Origin of the sequence: Flavobacterium sp. 40-81, assembly GCF_001898245.1 — a bacterium.
Lineage (GTDB): Bacteria > Bacteroidota > Bacteroidia > Flavobacteriales > Flavobacteriaceae > Flavobacterium > Flavobacterium inviolabile.
On sequence record NZ_MKTM01000021.1, the window covers coordinates 54863 to 77059 of the forward strand.

Genomic DNA, 22197 nt, shown 5'->3' on the forward strand with positions numbered 1-22197 from the left:
AAGTGATTGCCATATTTTATCTCAAACAGATTGATTGGCAATCAGATCCTGTGTTTATCGCTCAATTATTCTGACCTTATAAAATACATATATATTTCCGTCTTCTTTCTCCTCTGTAACCAATCTGAAGTAGAGCATATTATCATCTGTCCAGAATTCCTTTTCCCATTCTCCGGTTCAGTCGATTTATTGACTAATATTGAAACAGGATTTAGTGTATTTCGTCCGGACATTGCAGACTCTTTATTATATCTTCTGTGCGGTTAACAACGATTTAAAGTAAAACAAAAGACAATCAATGTACTTATATTTGTATCATAGTAACGCAATGTATATATTTGGTTTTAAGTGTCATTCAATAAATAATAAGCCTGAATAATAATTAGATAATGAATTTTAAAATAATATTCCCGTTTTTATGCTTTGTGATGAATTTCAGTTATGGACAACATAAATCATTGTTAGATAAAACGTTAAAAAAAGATAGTATTTCTTCAGAATTTACGCAGCTATATAACTTGACAAATACGATTCATCCGGGACAGTTTATGTTTTGTTCGAAAAAAGAATTTGACAAAACCTATTTTGACTTGAAGAATTCGATCAAAGGAGATCTTTCCATTGTAGATTATTACAAACTCACAGCCACCCTAATGGCAAAAATCAAAGATGGGCATACAACCGTTGATAGAGGGCAAATTACGGCATTGTTAAAAGAAAAACCCGTTTTTCCATTCAGTATTTATCAGATTAAAAATAATTATTATTTTGATAATTCAATAAAGGAAAACAACACTTATTCAGGTTTACAGATTCTTAAAATAAACGGAGAAAATATTGATGCGATTGTAAAAGATGTCAAAAAAATTATTCATCTTGAAGGTCGAAATGAAACAGGATTAAATACGAAATTTAAGAATTTTCCTTTTTATTATTTTATTTACAACCAAAGTGAAAAATTTGAAGTTGAATGCATAGACAAAAATAACCAAAAGCAGAAAGTAGTATTAAAAGGAATTACTTTTGACAACTTCACAAAAAGCACCACCGAAAACATTCAACCTTTAACAACTGAAATTAGAAAAGATAAAATTGCCGTTCTCAAGTTTCATTCCTTTGGAAATGGTTATAATGAGGCCGATAGAAAGATTGCGCAAAATCAATTAGATATTTTTTTCGCAAAACTTGACAGCCTGAAAACTAAAAATCTAATTATTGATTTACGCGATAACAGTGGTGGAGCTGCGGAAATTGCCAATTATTTGTTTTCTTATTTAATCGATAAACCCTATTACTATTTTGATTATGTTGGCGCAAAGTATAATAGTGTGAAAAGCTGGAAGCATTATGCGCAATATCCCGAAAGCATTGAAGAAATAAATTTAGCCGAAACTAAGAAAAGAAACGGACTGAATTGCAACTCAACAACCAATAGTGCAGCTGATTACTGGTGGTTTAAAAAACAACAAAATAAACCAAATTTTTACAAAGGGCATATTAGTGTTTTGATTAATGGAGGTTGCTTTTCAACCACCGGGCATTTATTAGCATTAATGCGGGAATATAAAATTGGAAAATTTTATGGAGAATATTCTCAGGGAAGTAATTATAGTAATTCGGGTGGTCGGGCATTTGTTCTGCCTTATTCTAAAACATTGGTATGGATACCTGTATTTCAGTACAAAATGAAAACTCCGAATTTTAAAAATGATCCAAAAGGAATAAAGCCAGACGTCGAAGTACAGCTTCTGGCTGATGATTTAAAAACGGGATTTGATAGACAAATGGATTTCATATTTAAAACACTTTCAAGAGTAGAATAGAAGCGAGTAAAGCCCATGTGCTACGATGAACATTATTTATCTTTCAAATAGTCATTATGTGAAAAGTGATCATAGTTTCCGGGTTCGAAATACCTTTCTGTTTCAATAAATTTACCAGGTTTTTTGATATCTGAATCGGATGGATTATAAACACTTTCTTTCCAACCGGTCACTTTCTTGTATAATTCCTTTTTTAATGTATGTAAAGTGTCGTTTTCTTTTTGGCAGAGGACACCGTCTTTATATAGTATTAAATCATCAAAAGACCCCATTCCTCCATATATTGAGATTATTTTTCTATAGGCTGAATTATCTTTTGATAGTTCCAATTCTGATATGAAATTTTCAAAACATTTTGCCCAATTTAATTCCCCGGCTTCCGTTAAGAGTTTTTGTATTTCAATGCAATAATCTTTTGCTGTCATATTATTAAGTTTCGATGTGACTATGATTTGTTAAACGTACTTGTAACGAATTTATAGTAGCATACATCCGATGTCATATATTTCAATTCGTTTCAATAATCACATAAATTTTTTGAAATTCACTTTGACTATACCTTGCTAAAATATTAATATAATCATTTTTTTATTTTAAATATTTCCGAATTTCTTCTATCTTTTCAATTTCCAATTTATAAGAATTTCCATTTATTCTTTCATAAAGATTTTTACAGGCATTTAAAAACTCTTTAATAAATATATCCTTGTATAGGAAAACGGGATTTTCATTACCTATTTTGATACTTATAAATTCTTTTTCTTTTGTTAAAGTAACTTCAACAGGCTGGTCTGGGAAACAAAATTTCTCAAATTCTTTATTCTTTATTGTTATCTCATAAATAGAATTAATAAAATAGGAACATAATTGATCTATTAAATCCCAATGTTTAAATCCGATGAGTTCTTTTCCATAATATGCTATATACATAGCACCTTCTATATAAAAACTGTCCTTAGCCAAATATTTGTCTAATTCGCTTTCGTTTAATTCATTAAACCGAAAAAAATAAAGTTCCCAATTATTCGAAATGGTTTTTAAATCATTAACAATAATATCTCTCTTTTTTAGGAAAAACGCTATATGAATTTCTGTATTTTGTATAAAACGGACTGATTCTTCCACCTTTATGTTCTGTTTTTATGCTCAGATCTTCTATAATTCCTCCCTGCCGCACGAAGTATTATAAATCAAACATTTTAAGAGCAACAATATTATATAATTTTTTCATTATAATAGTCTAAAGATAATTTTTTGAGAAAGTGATAAAAATGCCACACGATACAATCGTACGGCAGCGAAGGGGAGTTTTATTGAATGTAACAAAGCAAAATTCAAATGAAGTTCCAGAAGTGCGATTTATAATCCTGTCTATCATGAACGACAAAAAAAGCCCTGATAAGGTTATCAAGGCTTTTATAAAGCTGTAGGCTGTGAGGTATCAGTGAGGTATCACAGTCGAACACCTAATGCCGCTTTTGCTGTATTTTGATAGGGGTTGGGTGATGGATATATATAACCGTATTGTTTAGTATTATTATGGCTTACTTATTTATAACGTTCCGCGACTTGGTGATGTGACTGATTTTCAGTACTAAAGTTCAATCGAAAAACAAAATTTGAACTTTGTACAAATTGTTCCATAGAAACATTTCAGCTGCCATATTGCCAAACCGATGTTACCTGCTGTGTTGTTTTGGGTTACACATTTTCTATTATAAATCTAACGATTTTGTCTTTACGTTGCTGTATAAGTTCTTTTGTCCAAGTTGCACTTTCAACCGTCGTCATTTTCTGTATTTCACGTTGTTGTTCCAAATGATTGTAACTATTGCGTTTTTCAGCAAATGGTTTGTTACCAACGGAACAATTATGTGATTTAGAAAGCAACAAATAATTTCCTAAACAATTGATGTATTCATTTATAAATTCCTCGTCATAGCTATCATAACCTGTTTCAGGATTTTCAGTTTTCGGTGCAATGTGTTCCAATTCTGGTTTTTCAATTTTGTCAAAGCGAGTAGGTGAGTAACCGCTTTTCCCTTGTCCTTCCAAATGGTTTTCGTATTTCCAAAGTAAATATTTTGCAGTTGTATGATTTATTCCGCCTTGAATGGAACGCTCCAATTCTTTGTTTCCCCAATATGACCACCACCAATCTTGCGTAGTTTTCATCCAATCAATTCTAACATTTATTGATGTGATGTCTGGATTTTCAGAAGTAAATTTTAGATAAACGTCATTTAGTCGTGATGTGATTTCGGCTCTTGTCCCGATTAGTCTGTGTCGCAAAACCATTGTCTCCAGCTTGTTACAAAGCAAATTAATTTGATTTATTGGTAAACCAAATTTGTAAGCTTTGATTATAAACGGCATTGCGATACCAATTCCACCAAGTGTTACAAGCGAATGAATTTCTAAATTTTCTCTTTCGTCTTTGCTGAAAAAAGTTGTTAAATGCTCAAAACTTATTGCAAGCGATTGAGTAAACGATTTGATAAATGGAATTGGATTTGCTTCCGATAATAACTTATTTATTTTGTCGATTGCATTTGTTTCCCAAAGAGAATTGAAATGAACACGAAGTGTGTAAACCAAAACATCGTCTTCGTTAATTATGTATTCAATTGAAGAAATAGATTTATAAATTTCTTCAAATCGGTCTTTGATTTCTTTTATTAGACTTTCTTTTTCTTCGCCACCATAAAGATGAACGTTGAACATAAATTGAGCTTTGATAATTTCCAAATTTGAAGGTTTCTTACCTCTGTTGTTTTGGAAAATAAACATTTGAATTGCTTCCGATGCGTCTTTTACTGGATGTGTTGTGCAAGATGCGTTCTGAACCGTGTCCAACATTTTCAATAAATAAATTTCGTCTTTATCAGAAAGTTGTGAAGTAAAAAAATCAAACACAATTGCAATACGTTTTGCAGAAACGGTTTTTATACCATTTCTGTCTTTTTTACTTTGGTCGATTACACAATCTTTAAAAAATCTGTCGTCATAATCAACTGTTTCAAAACGATAAGTTGAGTTTCGTTTGATGATGTCTTCAAATGTTTCTTGTTCGGTTTCACTTAAAGTTCGGATTTGTTTTAATCTACTAAATAATGCTGACAAAAAAATAACGATTGTTGTCATTCGTTGTTGTCCGTCAATTATTCCAAATTTTTTGTCGTCTTTTTCTTCAAATAGAAAATGTCCGAAATAATATTTTGATTTGGTTGAACTTTTATTGTAGTTTTCCAAGTCAGATAAAAACATGTTAGTCTGTTTTGGTAAATTTGTTTTTTCAAGTTCAGTATCCCAAGAATATGCTCTTTGGTATGTCGGCACAAAAATTTTGTTGCCTGCCAACATTTGTTTTATAGTTGTAGATGCTTCCATTAAATAAATTTCGGATTAAAAATATCAAAGGTAGTTTCGCCACCTTTGATAAAAGATTTTACATTGCTGGTTGATGCTTTTTTTTTCAGACTTTTTGAGCAAGAAAAGGACGTTAAACTTGATAAAATTGAAGATTTATAACCACAATATTTACAAGTGTATTGAGATTTTTCACTTCCGTCATACAAAGCGTGTTTTTTTCCTTCTGGATTTTTGAGCAAGAAAGAGAAGTTAAAGATAATATTCTTGAAGATTTGTAACCACACCATTTACAGTAATAATTTGCCATTTAATTTTGGTTTTTCATTTGTGCTTACTCTATTCGGTTTTCAACTTTCCCTATTAGTTTTGCTCAGTCGGTCAAACTGTGTCGTTGTGGACAGTCGCTCTTAACATAGCAGGTAACGTCTTGTGGCTTTGCGACTGTTGTGGAAATTGAAGCTGAGTTCTCTCGGCTGGATAAAACGAAATTATGGAAAACCAAACGAACTTTTACAACAAAAACACCAGTTGCGCAAAACCGCTGTTAGCAGCAGGACTTATTTTTTTTCACGCTGTAAAGAAACTATATTATCTTTATCTAATGAATACACAACTCTTCTATGAAGTGAATCTTGGGAATAAAAAATAATATAATTATCATCTATTAGTTCGAAACTTTTACAGTTTTTTTGAGTTAGACTTGGTTCAACTCTTTTTATAGAGGTTTCAATTTTTAAAAGTACTTTATCAATGCTTAATTTTTCTTTTGGCTGAATAAATCCAATACAAAAAATTCCAATAAGCATAATACTTGCGCCTATATTTGAGTGACGAACTGCCCATATTCTTGACGTATCAGTATTTATAGCAGGAATTGCTAACCCAATTCCAAAAAAAGAAAAAATCAATGATATTAAAAGAACTAAAGGACTTATTAAATTTTGGAATGATAAATTATAGTCTTGGAATACCAGATACGATATCAATGCTGCTAATACAGTTGAAGTAATTGTAATAATTGTTTTGTTGAAATCAATAACGGCCGTGTAGGCTTCTTTAATGTTTGCCATATTACATGTCTTTTTCGGGAATGAAACAAAATCTTATTAAAATTCGAGATAATACATTCCAGATTTCCCACGAACTGATGTAAGCTTCTTGTTGGAAAATCAGTCGTTTCTGACGTATTACAATATCTAAAGCTTCAGGAATTCGTGCCATTGCTAAATTTTGCATTGATTCAGAAGCTGTCTTTAATCTCCAGTATTCTGATTGGTCCTCCTGAATATTTTCTATCAATTCGATGATAAATTTTTTTGCTTTTGGACTTAATTGAACATAAATATTACGTTCGACCATTTTAGACTGCCAATTATCGATTTCGTAATTAATCTGTTTAATTATCTGATTCTCATCCATGGTTTTTATCAAGTTATGGGTTTAGTATTGCCGCTAACATTGTTTTATACGAAACTTTCTCCTTATTTATTTCGTAAAAAGCTATATAGCTGTATTTCGTAAACCCGAAAGAAAATAATTTATATGCAATAAAGCAATACGTGTTTTTACCTAATTTATAGCCAAAGGAATTTTAAAGTATTGAAATAGTAATTTCTAATTGATAAATAAAAACATAGCTTTATTTATATGAGGAAGAATAAAGCTAATTGAATGAGGTGATATAGTTTTTATATACAAAAAAATCCGGTAAATTTTAAATTTACCGGATTTCGCGGAGAAAGAGGGAATTGTACTCCTTCTCTAATACGTTTATATATAAGGATTATATATTTTTTTCCTAATTTAGGGTCTCGCTTTTGCCCCTCATTTTTGAGTCGCAAATTTTGAAATCTTACAGAACAAATATAATGAAATAAAATTACAATCAAAAAAGGTTGAAAATTAGATGTTCAATTATTGGAATGGGTATTAAGTTTTATTTTATTTTGAAAATAATGCAAATTTGAAATGTACATGAAAAACCTCAATAAACTTCATGAAGTAACCTTAAAAATAAAATCAATTATTTACAATATTAATTTAAAAGAGAATGATGTTCGTAAAGCTTACTTTGAAAATCTTTATTCAATAATTAATGAATTCTATCACGGAAAGATATTTTATAAAGTTTGCCAAGAAATAAAAAATGGCACAATAAAATTTGACCCTAGTGTAATTGAGCTAAAACCTCATATTACAAGAATCTATGAAATCGCCGATCATAAACTACTTTCTGATGCCTATCATAATGAATTAAATCGAAAATTATTTGTAGATTCATTTACAAACTTTGAAACAACAGTTTCATTTTGTTTTGAAGAAATTATTGATGATATAAATTTGAATAAAATAATTAAGGGCTTAAATAATAAAGTTATTAGGATATGTAATGATTTACCTGATGAAAAGAAAGAAACACTATTGGGTGAACTCCAAAAAAATACATTCATACCCTTATCTCGGAAATTTAGATTTCTTTCTAAGTACAAAGACACCTGCTATTCCTCAGATCCTAAACAAGATTTAGAGTTCATAGAATTCTGTTCAAAACTTAGGAACTGTATTTCACACTCTGCAGGATATTATAAAGGAAAAGATTTTGAGTATGAATTTGAAAACATAAAGTTTATATTTAAAAATGATACTTTTCTAGAAATGGTAGGAGAAAATGATTATGTTTTTTTGAAAATAAATGAGAAATTAACCAATATTATTTATGCACTTATGAATTGTCTGAAAGAAATTGATTTTATTAAATATCCAGATGACGGATTTTGAAGTAATATTAAAGAAGAATTTAAAAATACAATATAACTAAAAGAAGAAACATGAAGATTGCAATCTTAGGTTGGGGTTCATTAATTTGGAATCCTGAAAATTTAAATTATGATACTGATTTTAACTGGTCTGCAAATGGTCCTATTTTACCAATAGAATTTTCAAGAGTTTCAAAAGATGGCAGACTTACATTAGTCATCACTAATCAAGGTGTAGCAGCAGTTCAAACTTTATATTCAATTTCGAATAGCAAAGACTTAGACGAAGCTATTCAAAATTTACGTGAGAGAGAAAATACAATTGCTAAAAATATTGGTTTTTATAATAAAATAGTAAATCAATTTTTTCCAAATGATTTTAACTATAAGCAAAACATTTTAGATTGGATAAATAAAGAAGAAATTGACGCGGTTATATGGACAAATCTTACTGAAAATTGGAAGGATAAAATTGATAATAGGATTGAGTATTTAAAAAGTTTAACAGGAGAATCTCAAATCTTAACTAAAAATTATATTATCAAAGCACCGAAGCAAATTAGAACAAAGTTACGTCAAGAAATAGAAAATGAATTAGGCTGGATGTAGTCTTATATTTCTCATATCTATAAGCTTAAATTAATGAAAAATAGTATAAAAAAAGACGTTCATACAGGAACTCAACCTATTCGAGTATTAAAACATAATCTTACTACGCGTTTAGTAGAGAGAAATCAAGAATATATAAAATCATTACATTCCGATTTCAAACTCAATAAAAAAATTAATTATCATAGTGCAAATTTACCTTTAATCGAAGGACAACTTCCATTTATTGATGAGAATGGAACAATAAATATTCATGAAACCTTTTTGTCATATACTTGGATTATATGTTATTATTTTTTAGTACTTCATGAAGAAGGTTTTGCAATTCCAGACCAAATAAAAAGAAATATTTCAACTCACAAGCTACCAAATAACCAACTGTTAACAGAAGCTGAAATATTATTTGATTATGCTAAACTGTTAATCAGTGTCTTTGAGCCTTGGGATATAGAAAACAATCCGAATCCAGAATATTATGATGAAGAAACTGAAGAGGGATGGTATATATTACGAAATAATGATCTTTTTGTAGAAGTCCTTAATTTTATACTTTATCATGAAACAGCTCATGCTGAATTAGAACATATCAAAAAAATAAAATCTCAAAATCTTACTTACGAAGAAAGGAAACCACTTGAAATTGAAGCTGATTCAAGAGCAATTGAATTAATTTTAAATAATTGTAGAAACAGAAATGTTTTAGAATTGGCTATTATTATAGGTTTAGCTTCAATCTTATTTTTTAAGAATAATTTAAATGGAGGTAAAAAACACCCGAATGTGGATCAACGATTAGAAAATGCAATATCACTTTTTGAACCTGCAGAAGATAGTCCAATATGGACTATGCTTTCTTTATTCTTAAAAGTATGGGATAAACAATTTAATTTAAATTTGAAGAATCAACCAATTTATGATACATACAAGGAATTATTTTATGATTTATTGAACCAAGTTAAATAAAATTTAAGATAAGTATTCAGTGCAAACTATAACACTAATGAATTAATATATCTGATCAAATGAACTATAACCTAAAAGAAATTTCACACTTTGACTTTTTTGAGATACTAGAAAAAAATAATAGAGAAATTGTGGCATTATTAAATTCTGAAGACTCAAATTTGAATGAATTTATTGTGAAAGCTAATGATTTAATTCTAAAAACTGAGACACATGTTAATCAACATATAATTCCAAGTAGCGATGAGATATTAGACTTATTTGATAAACAATATAATTCAATTTTTGATCGTGATTATTCAATATACGGTATTGATAAAGAGCCAGAAATTAAAAAAGAGATAGAAAGACTTGATAGATTTAGAAAAAGTTTAAAGTTAGTAATAGGTTATTTATCAATTATTGAAACCTTGTTTGATAGTCAAAATTTAGTATTGATAGAAACAATATCTGATAAAAATGATTTTATACTATCCAAATTGAATAGTTTATTTGGAGACGAGATGTATTCAATAGAAAGAATACTCGGATTTAATAATATCAAATTTCGGGATAATGAGTCTAGGGAAATTGCAGAAGATCTTCATAGACGTGGCTATGTAATATTAAAAGATCGATATGGAAATTCAGATAAAGTCAAAATCTCAGTTAAAGGTGCAACATATGTTGAAAGAAAAAATAAGCAAAATAAGAGTAATAAAAACAAAACTGAATTAGATAAAAAACTTGACAACATTCTCGATCATTTAACAAAATTGGGATATGGGCAAGAGATAATTTTTAATGAAATTGACGAGATGAGGGAATTACAATATAATCTAACTAAAAAAACTTGGTCTCAATTACTAAAAGGAAAATTGTTAGACTTGGCATTGGATAAGATCATAAGTAATGAAACTGCAACATCTGTATACGAATATCTAATAAATAATAATTTTCAATTACTAAAATAGCTATTGTGGATATGGAATCAGATATCAATTATTCCCTTGTTTTTAATTTCGCTGAAGTAAAAAAAATATTAAAGTTATATATGCAACAACGGAAAAGAAACTTCATGCGAAACTTGAAAAATATTTTTTTGAAAAATAACATTTAAACCTTCATTTTAAATCAATAACATGAAACGATCCAACTTTGATGACTTACATCTTCCTAAAGTAAACCTTAATGAAAACCTTGAAACAATTTCCAGCAATTATTTCAGGCCGCTTTTAGATGTAAACAAATTTGAGGTACGTTCGGAAACTGTTAGAGATAAGGGAATTGACTTTCATGTTGAGCTTAAAAAAGAGCAACCTGACGGCGGTTCGGTGTATACCAATTTTAGATTTGCCGTTCAATTGAAAGCAACAAATTCTATTGAAGCAAATAGTGATGGTAGTTATAGCATACAAATTGAATCATCCAATATCAATTATTTACTTAATAATGGGATGCCATCCTTTTATGTTTTTTACCATAAACCAACACATGCGTTTTATTATGAAAGCGTCAATAATTTTGTTTTAGACCTGCAAAAAAAAAATACTGACTGGGGCAAACAAGAAAAGCATTCACTTAGATTTTTCAAAATGCTTGATGATGTAGCATTAACAGAGATATACCAAGAAACTTTTGACAAAGGAATTTTATTCAGCCAACTGAACCAACACCTTAAATTCGCTACTGCAAATGGAATACCTGGTGGGGTTATCATCGATGCAGATAATGAAATTTACAGTATAGCTGAAAATATTGCTTACATCGATCAATTCGGGCACGAATTAATTAATGGACAACATTTTAATTTTATCATTGAGATTGAACAAAGAACTCATCCGAGACTTGAAGCAACGCCACGATATAATCTAATATGTGGGATAGCTTATTTCCAACATGGGAACCTGTTTAAAGCAATGGAGTTATTAAAACTTGCGCAGCAAAAATCAGAGAGTTTTGAGCCAGACATACAAGCAATGTTAACCTACACTTTGCTTAATGCCAAATTTCTGCTAGGAATTATAAACAAACAGGATTTTGAAGTGGAAACCAGAAAAATTACTGAAAATGAAAATACTGGAACTTTTTTTGAAATTGAAAAGGCATTTAATATACTATCAAGTAATGAAATTAAATCTAGTATAGGCATCCAAACTTTTTACGCAAAGATTGATGACGTTATCAAAAAAGATAAAAATAACAATCATTTGCGTATTACGGCTTACGCCAAAATACTAGAAGCTGAAGCTGTAATCCTATTTCATGATCTAACAATAAATTTCACTTATTTTATTGGACGACTAAAAGAACCATTGCAATCTCAAACTTATGTTGAATGGCTGAAACTTGAAGAAGCTTACCTGCAACGTTTAGAAGATCTGATAAGTTTTGCATTGAAAAACAAATATTTTCTAGGAGTGAGTAATCTTCTTTCAAGCAAGATTATGTGGAACTACAAAAAAATTTTTCACAGTCATCTATTAAACAATTGGAAAGACAGATCTTTTGATATTGAAAAACCCCTGAGTGTAGAAGACCAAGAAACTTTAATAAAAAGCTGTAAAAAACTTGATAAAATATTAGGCACTTATGAAATGCTAGAACATCGAGAAAACATGATTTCCTGCTTAAACAATAAGTATGAAATACAACATTTTTTAGGACAAAATGTTGAAGTTGAACTTACCAAAACCAAAATACTTGAAATTATTGAAGACCATGATTTTGTAGGACTAAAAGCCCGACATAATGAATTGATTACTGGAATGACACCGCATGAAAAGTTTATAAAAGATTACACCTCACATGTCAATCGTATCCAAGATATAGCTATTAAATGTGGATTAGATGTTTACAGCGATTTATCAAAAGAAATATTAGATCTTGTAGGCAAAAAGCCAGAATGGTCAATTGATAGTTTTTTTGAGTTTCAATTTCCTGAAACAGCAAATAATTAATTTTAAAATTTACATATCAACATCATCGAAAATACTTCTTTCAATTTCCTCTTGCTCCTCAGTTTCACCACTTAAATTTTCCATTTCAGAACTTGATTCTTCACTTGTGTTGTCGTTTATCCATTCTTCAATTTCAATAAGTTCCCTATTAACTTCAAAAACTATTGATGCATCCTCGGAAAACTCGTATTCAATAGCTTCTAGATTTTCCTTGAGTGATGACATATGATAACTTGCATCTTCATCTCTATCGTATCTAGATTTCCAAATTTCTTTTAGCTTTGAGATTTTTGGAATTAACTCATTTTTTATCCGTTGCAAAAGCTCATTGTACTCGTTCTCTTGAAATATTTCTTTAATATCCTCATCGCTTAACACATATAGATTTTCACCACTAAGTGCATATTCAGAAATATATGAAACAAAAGTTTTTCGATTTTCTTCTGGGAGCAAACCTATTGAATGCAGGCGTAATGCTAAATTTACTTCAGGAGAATATTCTAAGTTTATACTTGGTTTAGAAACTTGAATTAAAATTTCTGGATTGTCTTGAACAAAAAGTTTTAGGAAGTTGACAGAGCATCTTCTAGCCAAAAAATTAAATAAATTTCTTTTAGCACCCCATTCAGATAAAAATTCAGTCTTATATTTTTTTGTTGATTTATATGAATTTAATTTCTCTAAAATTAAATTGAATAGTTTTTTAGGTATAATAATTGCATTTTTTATACTCATATCTCCACAAGTAATATGGTCAAGCAGTTGATCTACAGAACTGCCGTGAAGGTATATTTCAATCATATCAGGTGAATCAACAATATATTTTGCAAATGCATCACCAATGGTTGGATGTTTATATTTCCAAAGAGATTCATCATCAATATTAATATTTTGAACCATATTACCTTTCATGACTTCAAGAGCATTAATGCATCCGCTAAGTGAACTGCCAATTTTTGAGATTGCGTTATTTTCAATTTCATTAAGTTCTAAGGGGGATTTTAATTTCTCATTATTCATATAAATTAATGCTAAAGCGGCTCGATTATCTTTGTCCAATTCACTAATTAATTCAATTAAAAAACTTTCCTGCTTTTGAATAAAAATATCTAAATAAAATTCAGATAGATAAAGGTTTTTTGTAAAAAAAGGATCGGATAACCTTCTTGCCATTTCTGGAATAAATCTTTTATGATTCGCTACATATTCCAAATATGGTTTAATCTCTTTCTTGTAACTGAGTGATTGTTTACCCATTTTTAGATGGTTATACAGTATTTGACGTTTTTCGGTTAAGGTTAGTTTTTGAACATCAATAACTACTTGACTTTCGTGTAGTAATGGAAACGCTCCTTTCTTTAAATCCTTTTTGGCATCATTAAAAATATAATCACGGGAGGTCATAACTATTTTTGCTCCTTTATCTAACATAGCTACAATCTTTGGCATAGCTTGATTCCAACGATTACTTAACGTTGATTCATATTGAGTTACACCAAATGCATCATCAATCCAAAAAAATTGCATCGGATTATTTGGATTCCAATGATGAACAACCTGTTCTGCAGTCTCTAATTTCATAGTTGGTGCTTGCCACTGATCTAATGAACCCATTGCAAGCAATGATGCTATGGTAGTTTTACCTGCTGCAGCTTCACCAATAAGAAGCACAAAATTGTGCTTTTCAATAGCGTTTGCAGCATTTTTAAAAGAGGAAGTAATAACAACTTTTGAAAGTTCATCTTTAAGATATTCTAATAATGCTTTGCCTTGTTCATAAACACGATCATCTAATATCTCGCTCAAGTCACCAAGACCATAAACTCTTGGAACTAACCTACGTAAATTAGGATTGTCCCTGATCTGATTATTAATCCAGGATGATCCAAATATTAAAACTTGCTTTACACCAATATCTTTTAATGCTTGTTGAATTTTTGCAGCCATCGGAGCCGATATACCTGCGTTAGTCATAAGTATATAAATGTCGCAAAGGTCACTTTCAACAAGCTTTTGCGCTTTTCCAATTTCGTCGTGTATGTCTGCAAATTTTAGATTCTCATTTTGACGTGTCTTGAATTTACACTGGATCACAAACTCTCCATTATAAGTTTCTCCGGAAATGTTATTCCAATTCCCTGAAAAACATCCATCTCGTCCACCGTCAGCGGATTCTAAAAATGTCATTGAAGTTTGTCCTAAAACTTCACGAGCTATAGAATTACATAATTCTTGAAAACCAAACCATCCTAAACGATGCAAATCATACATAAATCCACTTTTTAAAATAACTACCTTCGTCGATCTCTAATTTCTTTAGTGAAAGCTTCTAATACTGTGATGTCAGCTAAAAATTCTGCGGAATTTGGCATCTCTTCAATTAATGTTCCAGCACTGTCATGCCCTAAAAAATAAGTAGAACATTTACCCATATTTTCATCCACTTTGTTATAATCTTCTGTTGTCAAATCGACAATTTTTGCCAAACGTTGAGTTTGGATTTCACGTCCGAATCTTTGTACTGTACCATTTAAAAAAACTTCCTCTACAAACCTTTCCCATGTCTCACGAAGCATACCATACAAAGGTTTGACGCGAGCTCTATAAATCTCTTCGGTTTCTGTTCTCTCAATTTTTTCAATTTTTTGATATTCATTTTTTAGAATCCCTATTCGTTTGTTTACAGGCAAAGCATCCCATGGTGGATTTGTTGCAATAATTCCTGTTTCTTCTTTCTTTCTCGTGAGACTTTTTATATCAAGAGAATAGGATAGATTTTCTGAATGCTCTTGCAACATTAATAGAAAAGTAATATCATGAGTGAATACTACAACTTGTCTTATATTAGATTCTTCGACAATCCTTTTAGCAATTTTGTTTCTCCATTTATGATCAAGAGAAGATACCGGATCATCGAATACAATAGCACTATTATGTTCAGATAATGAGAGTTCAGATAAGAAAGTAGCTAATGCTATACAGCGATGTTCACCTTCACTAAGGATATCCTTTAGCGCTATACCGATGCTATTGGGTTCATTCAGTTTTAAATAATGATATTGTTTCCCTTTTGTACCCTTTGTCTCTGTTTCTATTTTAATATTTTTGAAACCTAATTTTTTAAGCTCTTCTTGAAAATTGTCCTTTAAGTTTTGGGTTATATAGGTTGTAGCTAATAAATTACTTTGAGTCGTTACTGTTCTTGTATTACATTGTCCAGCACACTGATTTAATAAAGCCACTTTTTTTTGCCTGTAGATTTCTCGTGCTAGCTTTGGCATAAAATCAAACATCTTTTTTTGGCTGTTTAATTCAAGTAATTCTTTTTCAAGTGGCTTAAGTTCATCTGTAATAGATTGTGTAGCTAACTTAGTGTTTTCTAGCTGAAGGTTAGTGATAATCCCATCAATTATATTTTTAGAATTATTACTTATCTCTGGTGCGATTAATTCATGGATATCCTTTTTCGCAGCTAGATGATTTGAAAGAAGAGTTCTCTGTGCTGAAAGACTTTCTAAATATGAAGTTTGTCCTGTTCGGTAATCTGCTACCAAAATTTCTAATTCTGCAATTGTTGGTTCCTGATCATCAAAAACAAAAGACAACCCATTTAATAGTTCAGATAGATTCTCATGCTCTTCAACGGCTTTGTCATGCTCTTGTTGTATGTCATGTTTGACAAATTCTTCAAAATTTGTAAACCGTTTTTTTGCCTCGGGACTTAAATCCTGCAAGCATAGTGGGCAATTTGAATTGCCATCAGTGTCAGGAAATAAATCCCCTTCTTTATTTTCATTATAAAATTTGCGTGCGCTTTCCCAAAGTTGTTTCCATGAATTTCCACCAATACCAGTTAGTGGCAAGTTGGCAAAAACTGTTTCAGAAGATGCCTTTAGTGTGTCGAAGGTTGTAGAAAAATCATCACATGTTTTTTTTACAAGTGTTAAGGCCTCCAAAGTTATAAGGTTTTTTTCAAGTGTTTCAAACTTATTTCTGAGAATTTTAAAACGGCTAATTTTCCCGTTATTTGTCACTATTGTTTTCTGTGGATCTGTTGCTTTTAGGTTGGAAATGATTTTATTTAGTTCTGTTACTCTGTCAGCCTTTGTTTTATCCCATTGCGACTGAGCTCTTAATTGGTCTAGGGTTGTATTATGTGTAAGATTTTGTAAAAATAATTTTGCTGTAGATTCTTCATCAACTTGCACAAGGGAATAATCAAATTTTGATAAGTTAAGAGTTTGTACTTCTGATAATAACTCTGTCTCAATCTGTTTAAGTACAGTAGCAAATTTTTCGATAAATGATAGCCCTTGTGGAATAAATGCAATCTCGTCCTCACCATCGATGTAATGATTTGCACTAAAAGAATCAAATACATCCACACCTTTTAACTTTGTGTCGCTAATAGACGAATTTACTAATGCGACAGAAGTAAAAATTGTACCATCTGTGGTAAACTCAACTTCTGCTTTTTTATCTGTGCCACGGCTAGTTGCATCGTATAGATTATCATTTATAGTTGGTTTTTGTCCTCTTGTATTACATGTATGTTTTAGTACAGTTACAAAACTTGATTTACCGGCTCCGTTATCGCCATAAACAGCCGTTAAACCAGATGGTGCAAATTCAAGCACACTTGTTTTTGATAATGCATTTATGTTATTAATATTGTGAATTTTTGAAAGCACAATATTTGTGTTATTAGAAGCGTGGGCAGCAAAAGCTCTTAGCGTAGCAAAATCAACAGGGACAAATGTTACTTTAGATAACCCAAATTCAAATTTACAAATCTCTTTTAAATCTGCTATATCGGAGGGTGTTAAGTCATTATTTCTAATTAATTTATCTATTGCTACTTGCCAAAATTGGGGCTTTTTTTCGACCCAATCAATTATCTCATTTAATATTGCCATCAGTTTTATATTATTAAAAATGTATACGAAGATAGTTTATTTGAAAAAATACATCCTCAAAAATTATCTATAAAAAAGATGCTAAAAGCATCTTTTATTTTTCTTAATCATGGTATTTTAGTTCATACATTTTTTCTGTACAATCTCTGTACACACGTTCGATTTTGCTTCTATAGAAATCTGGCAAGTTATCTTTATATTTATCATCAATATGAATACGTCCTGCAAGCCAATAATATTCAAATTTATTCTCTGAAATATTTTTAATACCATCGTAATATTGGATATCAATTTTCAGACTCCCCGAATCATTTTTGACAAAAGGAATATTAAAATATTCAGATGCATTAATTAAGTCATGTGTTATATTTTCAATACTGAAATCTTTTAATGAAAAGGTAATTTGCATCGTGTGTATCATACTTGAATTGATGGGAAAGTAGTTTGAGAGGTAAGAAACTAAACTGTCTGCAATGGCTGATTTTGAATTTATATAATCATCAAGTAGTCCATCATTAGTTAATGCTTCAATCTTTTCCTTATGACTCATACATGTATAATAAAAATCTTCATCATATAAGTTATCAAACATATTTGTACCCCAACGGCCCATATAATTAGAACCTATTTCACTTTTTAAATCTTCTATTTTTGCAAATGCTTCTATTGGATCAAAGTCATCAACAATTTCTTTTAATTTCAAATAGATTTCCTCAAGTTCGTACATGCTTTTCAAAGCATAATTCTTTATTCGTTGAAACTCATCAGGAATATTTCCCCAATGATTCTCTAAATTTTCTTTATAATATGGAAGAATTGCTGAAGTATCAGAAACAACATTTGGTAACTTCCAAGAAATGAATTCCCTATTTTTTTTAAAGTCAGCAAATACTAAGTTATTTTCTATCCTATTTAATGTATTTGATTTAGATTTAACCAAGTACTTTTCAGAATTCAGAATTTTTGTTCCATAAATTCGGTACTTTTTCATACCATCTACTTCCACAATTTCAAAATCTGAATTTACCACATCTGATGTTAGAAAATATATTTTTGAATTTTCCTCGAAGCCAGTATGAAAAAGTATAAAGAAATCTTCTCTTAATTTACCTTCGCTATCAGTTATATATACGGTTGGGATATATTGTGTTGTTTTATCAGATTCAAAAAACTTAACCTGAACAAAACCCAGTTTTGGAGGTGTTGTATCTAATAGATTTCTATTGGTTAATCTTCTTTGAATTATTAGATCAGCTCCTTCAATATCAACAGATCTTTCTAATATCCAGAACCTATCCATTAAAAAAGCTTTTGCCCGGGCTTCTCCTAATGAACCATTTTGCATTGCTTTTAACCAAGGTGGGGTTAAATCAGACATAATCTCATCCTTTAATTTATTTTTATTTTAGATTTTTATAAAATTCAACGTAGTATTTTTTCATTTTTTATGTTCAATAATTAAACCATTTTCAGAAAAAGAAAATGTCCTTTCATCAAAGATTGATTTCATGAGTAACCACACCTTGTCAACAATATTAAACTGTAATTTACGATCGTGATCGCTTTCACTTATCTGACCCGTAAAAATTATTTCATCTAAATTTAGTTTTTCCTTAGTTTGTCTATTGGATATAGTACTATCTGGAGTTTTATACTTTGCAGTTAATACCCCTAATTTATTAAGACGACTTAATTCCATTCGAAAATCATTTACATAATCATAAAATGGAACCTGATTTCCATTCCCGAGGATCAATATGTAGTCTAAATAATCGAATTCATGTTTAATGTCGATTTTCCTGTTTTCACCAATATCTATGCTTGTTATTTCTGGCCTCGTCCTATGTATTTTAATATTTAAATCGATTGTAGCTATGTCAATTTCATCAGGGCTGTCAGACAAGTCTTTCTCATCATATTCTCTAAGCTGAACCAGACCTATACCTTTAAATTTTGCATATTCTAATCCGTCTCGCGTGAATCCGCTTTTCGAAACGATAATTCCTTTGCTAATACCAGTATCTTCAAGTATCTGCACCAGCTTCATCACAACATCTTTGTTCACCTTTTCCTTTCGGTATTTACATTCAATAGCGGTTTCATAAGTATGGTTACCATCTGTATGCGAGGTATGAACATCGATCTGGTGACTAAGTCCCGATTTACCAACTACTTTACAATTACTCCCATATCCTTTTACCGTAACACCGGCTTGGTGGCCTAACATTTCGTATATATATTTTGTGATTGATTCGTAAATTTTCCAATCTAACTTGTTAGTTTCTTGCATAACACTTTGATCTTGAATAATATATAAATAAGAAGATTATTTTGAATATTTTAATTTTTGGAATTTATATTAAAAGTATAAAAAAATTAACTCTGAAGTATTACAAATCTTGCATTTTGCTTACTTAATAAAAAAACCGCATCACATCTCTGCAACACGGCTTTCCAATCAACCAACCAAATCAAAAACTATTTCTTTGCTTTCGCCTTAACAACTTTACCACCCTTAACGTAACGATACCCTTTTTTCAAAGTTCCATCCTTTTTGACACCTTCTCTTGCAATAACTCTACTACACATTTTTTTAGCGGTAATGCTTTTCTTTTTTTTCGCCTTTGTTTTCTTTGCTACCATGATTTCTGATTTTAAATTAATTTACTGTGAATGATAATTTTTTCTTTTTCGGTTCATTGACCACCTTTTTGTAATACATCGAGTATTTTAAAGTCAGGTCGTTTCCTCTGTTTTTCTCCAGTGTCGCAAACCGCTGTTTCGGATCTTGATGAGAGGAACAATGAATAACCGAAGTTGGATTATGCGCCATTTTGTTACCGCCGTACATTGCCCCATTTTCTTTTACCTGAGAAATAAAACACCAAATGATTTTTGGGTATTTGGTACGCAGATAATTCAATTGGTCAGCTGTGATTTTCAAATCCGTAACCGAATCGGCAATGATGACCTTAACCACCTTGCAGAAATCCTGCAATTCCTGAAAAGGGTTTTCCAAATAGCCTTTAATAGCAATGTACTTTCTGCCTGCTTCAGTAGTATTTCGGTTGATACTGTCTACCGTGTCCTTACTTTCAATTCCGCCCTGCTCATAATCGATATAGGCAACGGGTGTCTGCTGTTCTCCAAAGGCATTTGCAATTTGCATGGCCAACTGTGATTTTGAACTGTGTTTGTTTCCTTTTATCAGAATAAGCGCTTTATGAGGTTGCTGCTTTTGCAAAAACTTCCCAATCTCTCCACCCAATACAAAAACATCTTTAGCTTCCTGTGGAACAGCATTAGCGGAGATAAATCCTAATTTCTCCAACTCGTTTAAACTTTTATTCTGATCTGAAACAATCGGTTTTTTACTTTTTGAAATGGGTCTTTTTGCAACAGCCGGCACAGCTCTTTTTTTTCTTGTTTCCGTATTTTTACGTACCTGAATTTTTTCTACTGAAGCTGAAAGTCCGGTTTTATTAACCACTTTCGTTTTACTGATTACCCTTTTCTTTCCTGGCTTTTTGGCTACTGCTTTTTTTACCGGTACACCAGGTATTTCCTCCGTTTCCTTTTCAGTATTTCTACCTAAAATATGATTAACTGCTTTTTGGGATTGTGCTGAAGCTTTCAGGAAAAAACGATTGTCATTTTCTAGTTCATTCACCAAAACCTTATTCCAGTTCTTCAAATATTTTGCGGAATTGTCTTTGGTGTGAAATAATATCCCTGCCTCTGAACACAAAAAAACAGCTCCCAATTCTGCAATAAGTTCTTCAAAAGCATAACTTTTACTGCCGAATTTCCCTGAAAAATCCCTTTCCAGTCTTTTTTTTGCTCCAGTACTGTGCGTCAATTCGTGGAAATAAGTACAGTAGTAGGATGCCTCACTTTTGAAAGCATTTATTTTAGGCATATTGACCGTATCGCTTGCAGGCTGATAAAAAGCTTTATCGCCGACAAAAGTATAAGCAGGCGGGTTTTTATAGCCATCGATCAGCCTTTGCGCCTCATCAATCGGATTAACCTTTTTGTTGCCTGTTGGCTTGGGAAATTCCAAGCCGGTACAATCATCTGCCCTGAAAACATTATAGTATTTGATTACCGGAATGTGACTGAGATACCTTTTTAAATCTTCTTTTGTAAGCCCATTGGTTTTGATAAATTCATCCAGTTTTGCTTTGTCAGTAGTCTTGAATTTTAAAGTGCCATTGTCAAAATTGAAAATCATCGTGTAATAAATCACACGCCGGGCTTTACTGCCTTCCCTTAAACTGGCACCCGTTTCCTTAATCTGATTGAACGTAAGATAATAAGGCTGTTTAAAGTTAATCGGCACTAAATATCCCTTGCCGTTTTCATCAAATTTTATATCAAAATTCAATATGAAATTTGCGCCCGAATATTCTTTTTTGCTCACATAGTTTTTGGCTGCTCCATCAGCTCCAGAACCGACCCAATCTTTTTGCCAGGGCAAATGCCCAACTTTCTCAATCGTATTTATAATTAAATCCGTGATGTAACTATAAATATCATCGGGAGAAACACCATTTAAACCGGCTTCCTCATCAGCTTCAGAAAAGTATTCCAAAGTGGGTAAAATCATAGTTTGCTCTGCGCCGGTTAGTCCCATTGGTTCAACAAAATCTTTTATTTCAATGGTAAACAGTGCATCATTGTTTTGTTGTAAAACGTTTAAAATCCGTTGTGTTATGATGGAATGTTTTTGCTTTTTGGCTCTTGTCAAAAGACTTTTAAGGGTGCTTCTGTGAACTTCTTTTCCGTGGAGATTATTAAATACTGTTACTAAATCCAT

Annotated in this window: 18 protein-coding genes; 6 read left to right on the plus strand and 12 right to left on the minus strand. The window is 31.0% G+C overall.

Going from position 1 to position 22197, the window contains the following annotated elements:
- The first annotated feature begins 389 nt into the window (after nucleotides 1-389).
- Nucleotides 390-1823: a S41 family peptidase gene (locus BGO42_RS07480; RefSeq protein WP_273246742.1), complete on the plus strand. Its 1434-nt coding sequence runs from the start codon at nucleotides 390-392 to the stop codon at nucleotides 1821-1823.
- Nucleotides 1824-1855: 32 nt separating this feature from the next.
- Here the strand turns inward: BGO42_RS07480 and BGO42_RS07485 are convergent, their stop codons facing one another.
- The 6 genes from BGO42_RS07485 to BGO42_RS07510 form a co-directional block, all read right to left on the minus strand.
- Nucleotides 1856-2248 (minus strand): DUF6966 domain-containing protein, encoded by a 393-nt coding sequence (locus BGO42_RS07485; protein WP_273246741.1) that lies wholly within the window; start codon nucleotides 2246-2248, stop codon nucleotides 1856-1858.
- 163 nt (nucleotides 2249-2411) lie between these two features.
- Entirely contained in the window at nucleotides 2412-2948 is a 537-nt protein-coding gene (locus BGO42_RS07490; RefSeq protein WP_273246740.1) for a hypothetical protein, read from the minus strand.
- 576 nt (nucleotides 2949-3524) lie between these two features.
- Nucleotides 3525-5213, minus strand: coding sequence for a DUF262 domain-containing protein (locus BGO42_RS07495; protein WP_273246739.1), 1689 nt, complete (start codon nucleotides 5211-5213; stop codon nucleotides 3525-3527).
- Entirely contained in the window at nucleotides 5213-5482 is a 270-nt protein-coding gene (locus BGO42_RS07500) for a hypothetical protein (RefSeq protein ID WP_286749014.1), read from the minus strand. Before BGO42_RS07500 ends, BGO42_RS07495 begins: the two co-directional genes overlap by 1 nt.
- Nucleotides 5483-5752: 270 nt before the next feature.
- Nucleotides 5753-6265 carry a hypothetical protein gene (locus tag BGO42_RS07505; RefSeq protein WP_273246738.1) on the minus strand — a complete coding sequence of 171 codons (513 nt, stop codon included), beginning with the start codon at nucleotides 6263-6265 and terminating at the stop codon, nucleotides 5753-5755.
- A gap of 1 nt (nucleotide 6266) precedes the next feature.
- Nucleotides 6267-6614, minus strand: a complete 348-nt coding sequence (locus tag BGO42_RS07510) for a hypothetical protein (RefSeq protein WP_273246737.1) — start codon at nucleotides 6612-6614, stop codon at nucleotides 6267-6269.
- 555 nt (nucleotides 6615-7169) lie between these two features.
- Here BGO42_RS07510 and BGO42_RS07515 point away from each other — a divergent pair.
- The 5 genes from BGO42_RS07515 to BGO42_RS07535 all read left to right on the plus strand — a co-directional run bounded on the left by BGO42_RS07515 (nucleotide 7170) and on the right by BGO42_RS07535 (nucleotide 12462).
- On the plus strand, nucleotides 7170-7973 hold the full coding sequence (locus BGO42_RS07515) for a hypothetical protein (protein WP_273246736.1): 804 nt from the start codon (nucleotides 7170-7172) through the stop codon (nucleotides 7971-7973).
- Between the two features lie 50 nt (nucleotides 7974-8023).
- The gene (locus BGO42_RS07520; protein WP_273246735.1) at nucleotides 8024-8560 is read left to right on the plus strand and encodes a transcription antitermination NusB family protein; all 537 of its coding nucleotides are present in this window, start codon (nucleotides 8024-8026) and stop codon (nucleotides 8558-8560) included.
- 33 nt (nucleotides 8561-8593) lie between these two features.
- Nucleotides 8594-9523, plus strand: coding sequence for a phage exclusion protein Lit family protein (locus BGO42_RS07525; RefSeq protein ID WP_273246734.1), 930 nt, complete (start codon nucleotides 8594-8596; stop codon nucleotides 9521-9523).
- Nucleotides 9524-9582: 59 nt separating this feature from the next.
- A complete protein-coding gene (locus tag BGO42_RS07530) occupies nucleotides 9583-10476 on the plus strand; it encodes a hypothetical protein (RefSeq protein WP_273246733.1) in 894 nt (297 codons plus the stop codon).
- 168 nt (nucleotides 10477-10644) lie between these two features.
- On the plus strand, nucleotides 10645-12462 hold the full coding sequence (locus BGO42_RS07535) for a DUF4365 domain-containing protein (RefSeq protein ID WP_273246732.1): 1818 nt from the start codon (nucleotides 10645-10647) through the stop codon (nucleotides 12460-12462).
- A 9-nt stretch (nucleotides 12463-12471) separates the two neighbouring features.
- On the opposite strand, the gene BGO42_RS07540 is transcribed toward BGO42_RS07535, so the two are convergent.
- The 6 genes from BGO42_RS07540 to BGO42_RS07565 all read right to left on the minus strand — a co-directional run bounded on the left by BGO42_RS07540 (nucleotide 12472) and on the right by BGO42_RS07565 (nucleotide 22197).
- Nucleotides 12472-14733 carry an nSTAND3 domain-containing NTPase gene (locus BGO42_RS07540; protein ID WP_273246731.1) on the minus strand — a complete coding sequence of 754 codons (2262 nt, stop codon included), beginning with the start codon at nucleotides 14731-14733 and terminating at the stop codon, nucleotides 12472-12474.
- Between the two features lie 20 nt (nucleotides 14734-14753).
- Nucleotides 14754-17378, minus strand: coding sequence for an AAA family ATPase (locus BGO42_RS07545; protein WP_273246730.1), 2625 nt, complete (start codon nucleotides 17376-17378; stop codon nucleotides 14754-14756).
- Between the two features lie 103 nt (nucleotides 17379-17481).
- Complete coding sequence (locus BGO42_RS07550; RefSeq protein ID WP_273246729.1) at nucleotides 17482-18756, minus strand: hypothetical protein; 1275 nt, start codon at nucleotides 18754-18756, stop codon at nucleotides 17482-17484.
- 60 nt (nucleotides 18757-18816) lie between these two features.
- Nucleotides 18817-19668 (minus strand): restriction endonuclease, encoded by an 852-nt coding sequence (locus BGO42_RS07555; protein WP_273246728.1) that lies wholly within the window; start codon nucleotides 19666-19668, stop codon nucleotides 18817-18819.
- Nucleotides 19669-19856: 188 nt separating this feature from the next.
- On the minus strand, nucleotides 19857-20021 hold the full coding sequence (locus BGO42_RS07560; RefSeq protein ID WP_273246727.1) for a hypothetical protein: 165 nt from the start codon (nucleotides 20019-20021) through the stop codon (nucleotides 19857-19859).
- A gap of 16 nt (nucleotides 20022-20037) precedes the next feature.
- Complete coding sequence (locus BGO42_RS07565; protein WP_273246726.1) at nucleotides 20038-22197, minus strand: zincin-like metallopeptidase domain-containing protein; 2160 nt, start codon at nucleotides 22195-22197, stop codon at nucleotides 20038-20040.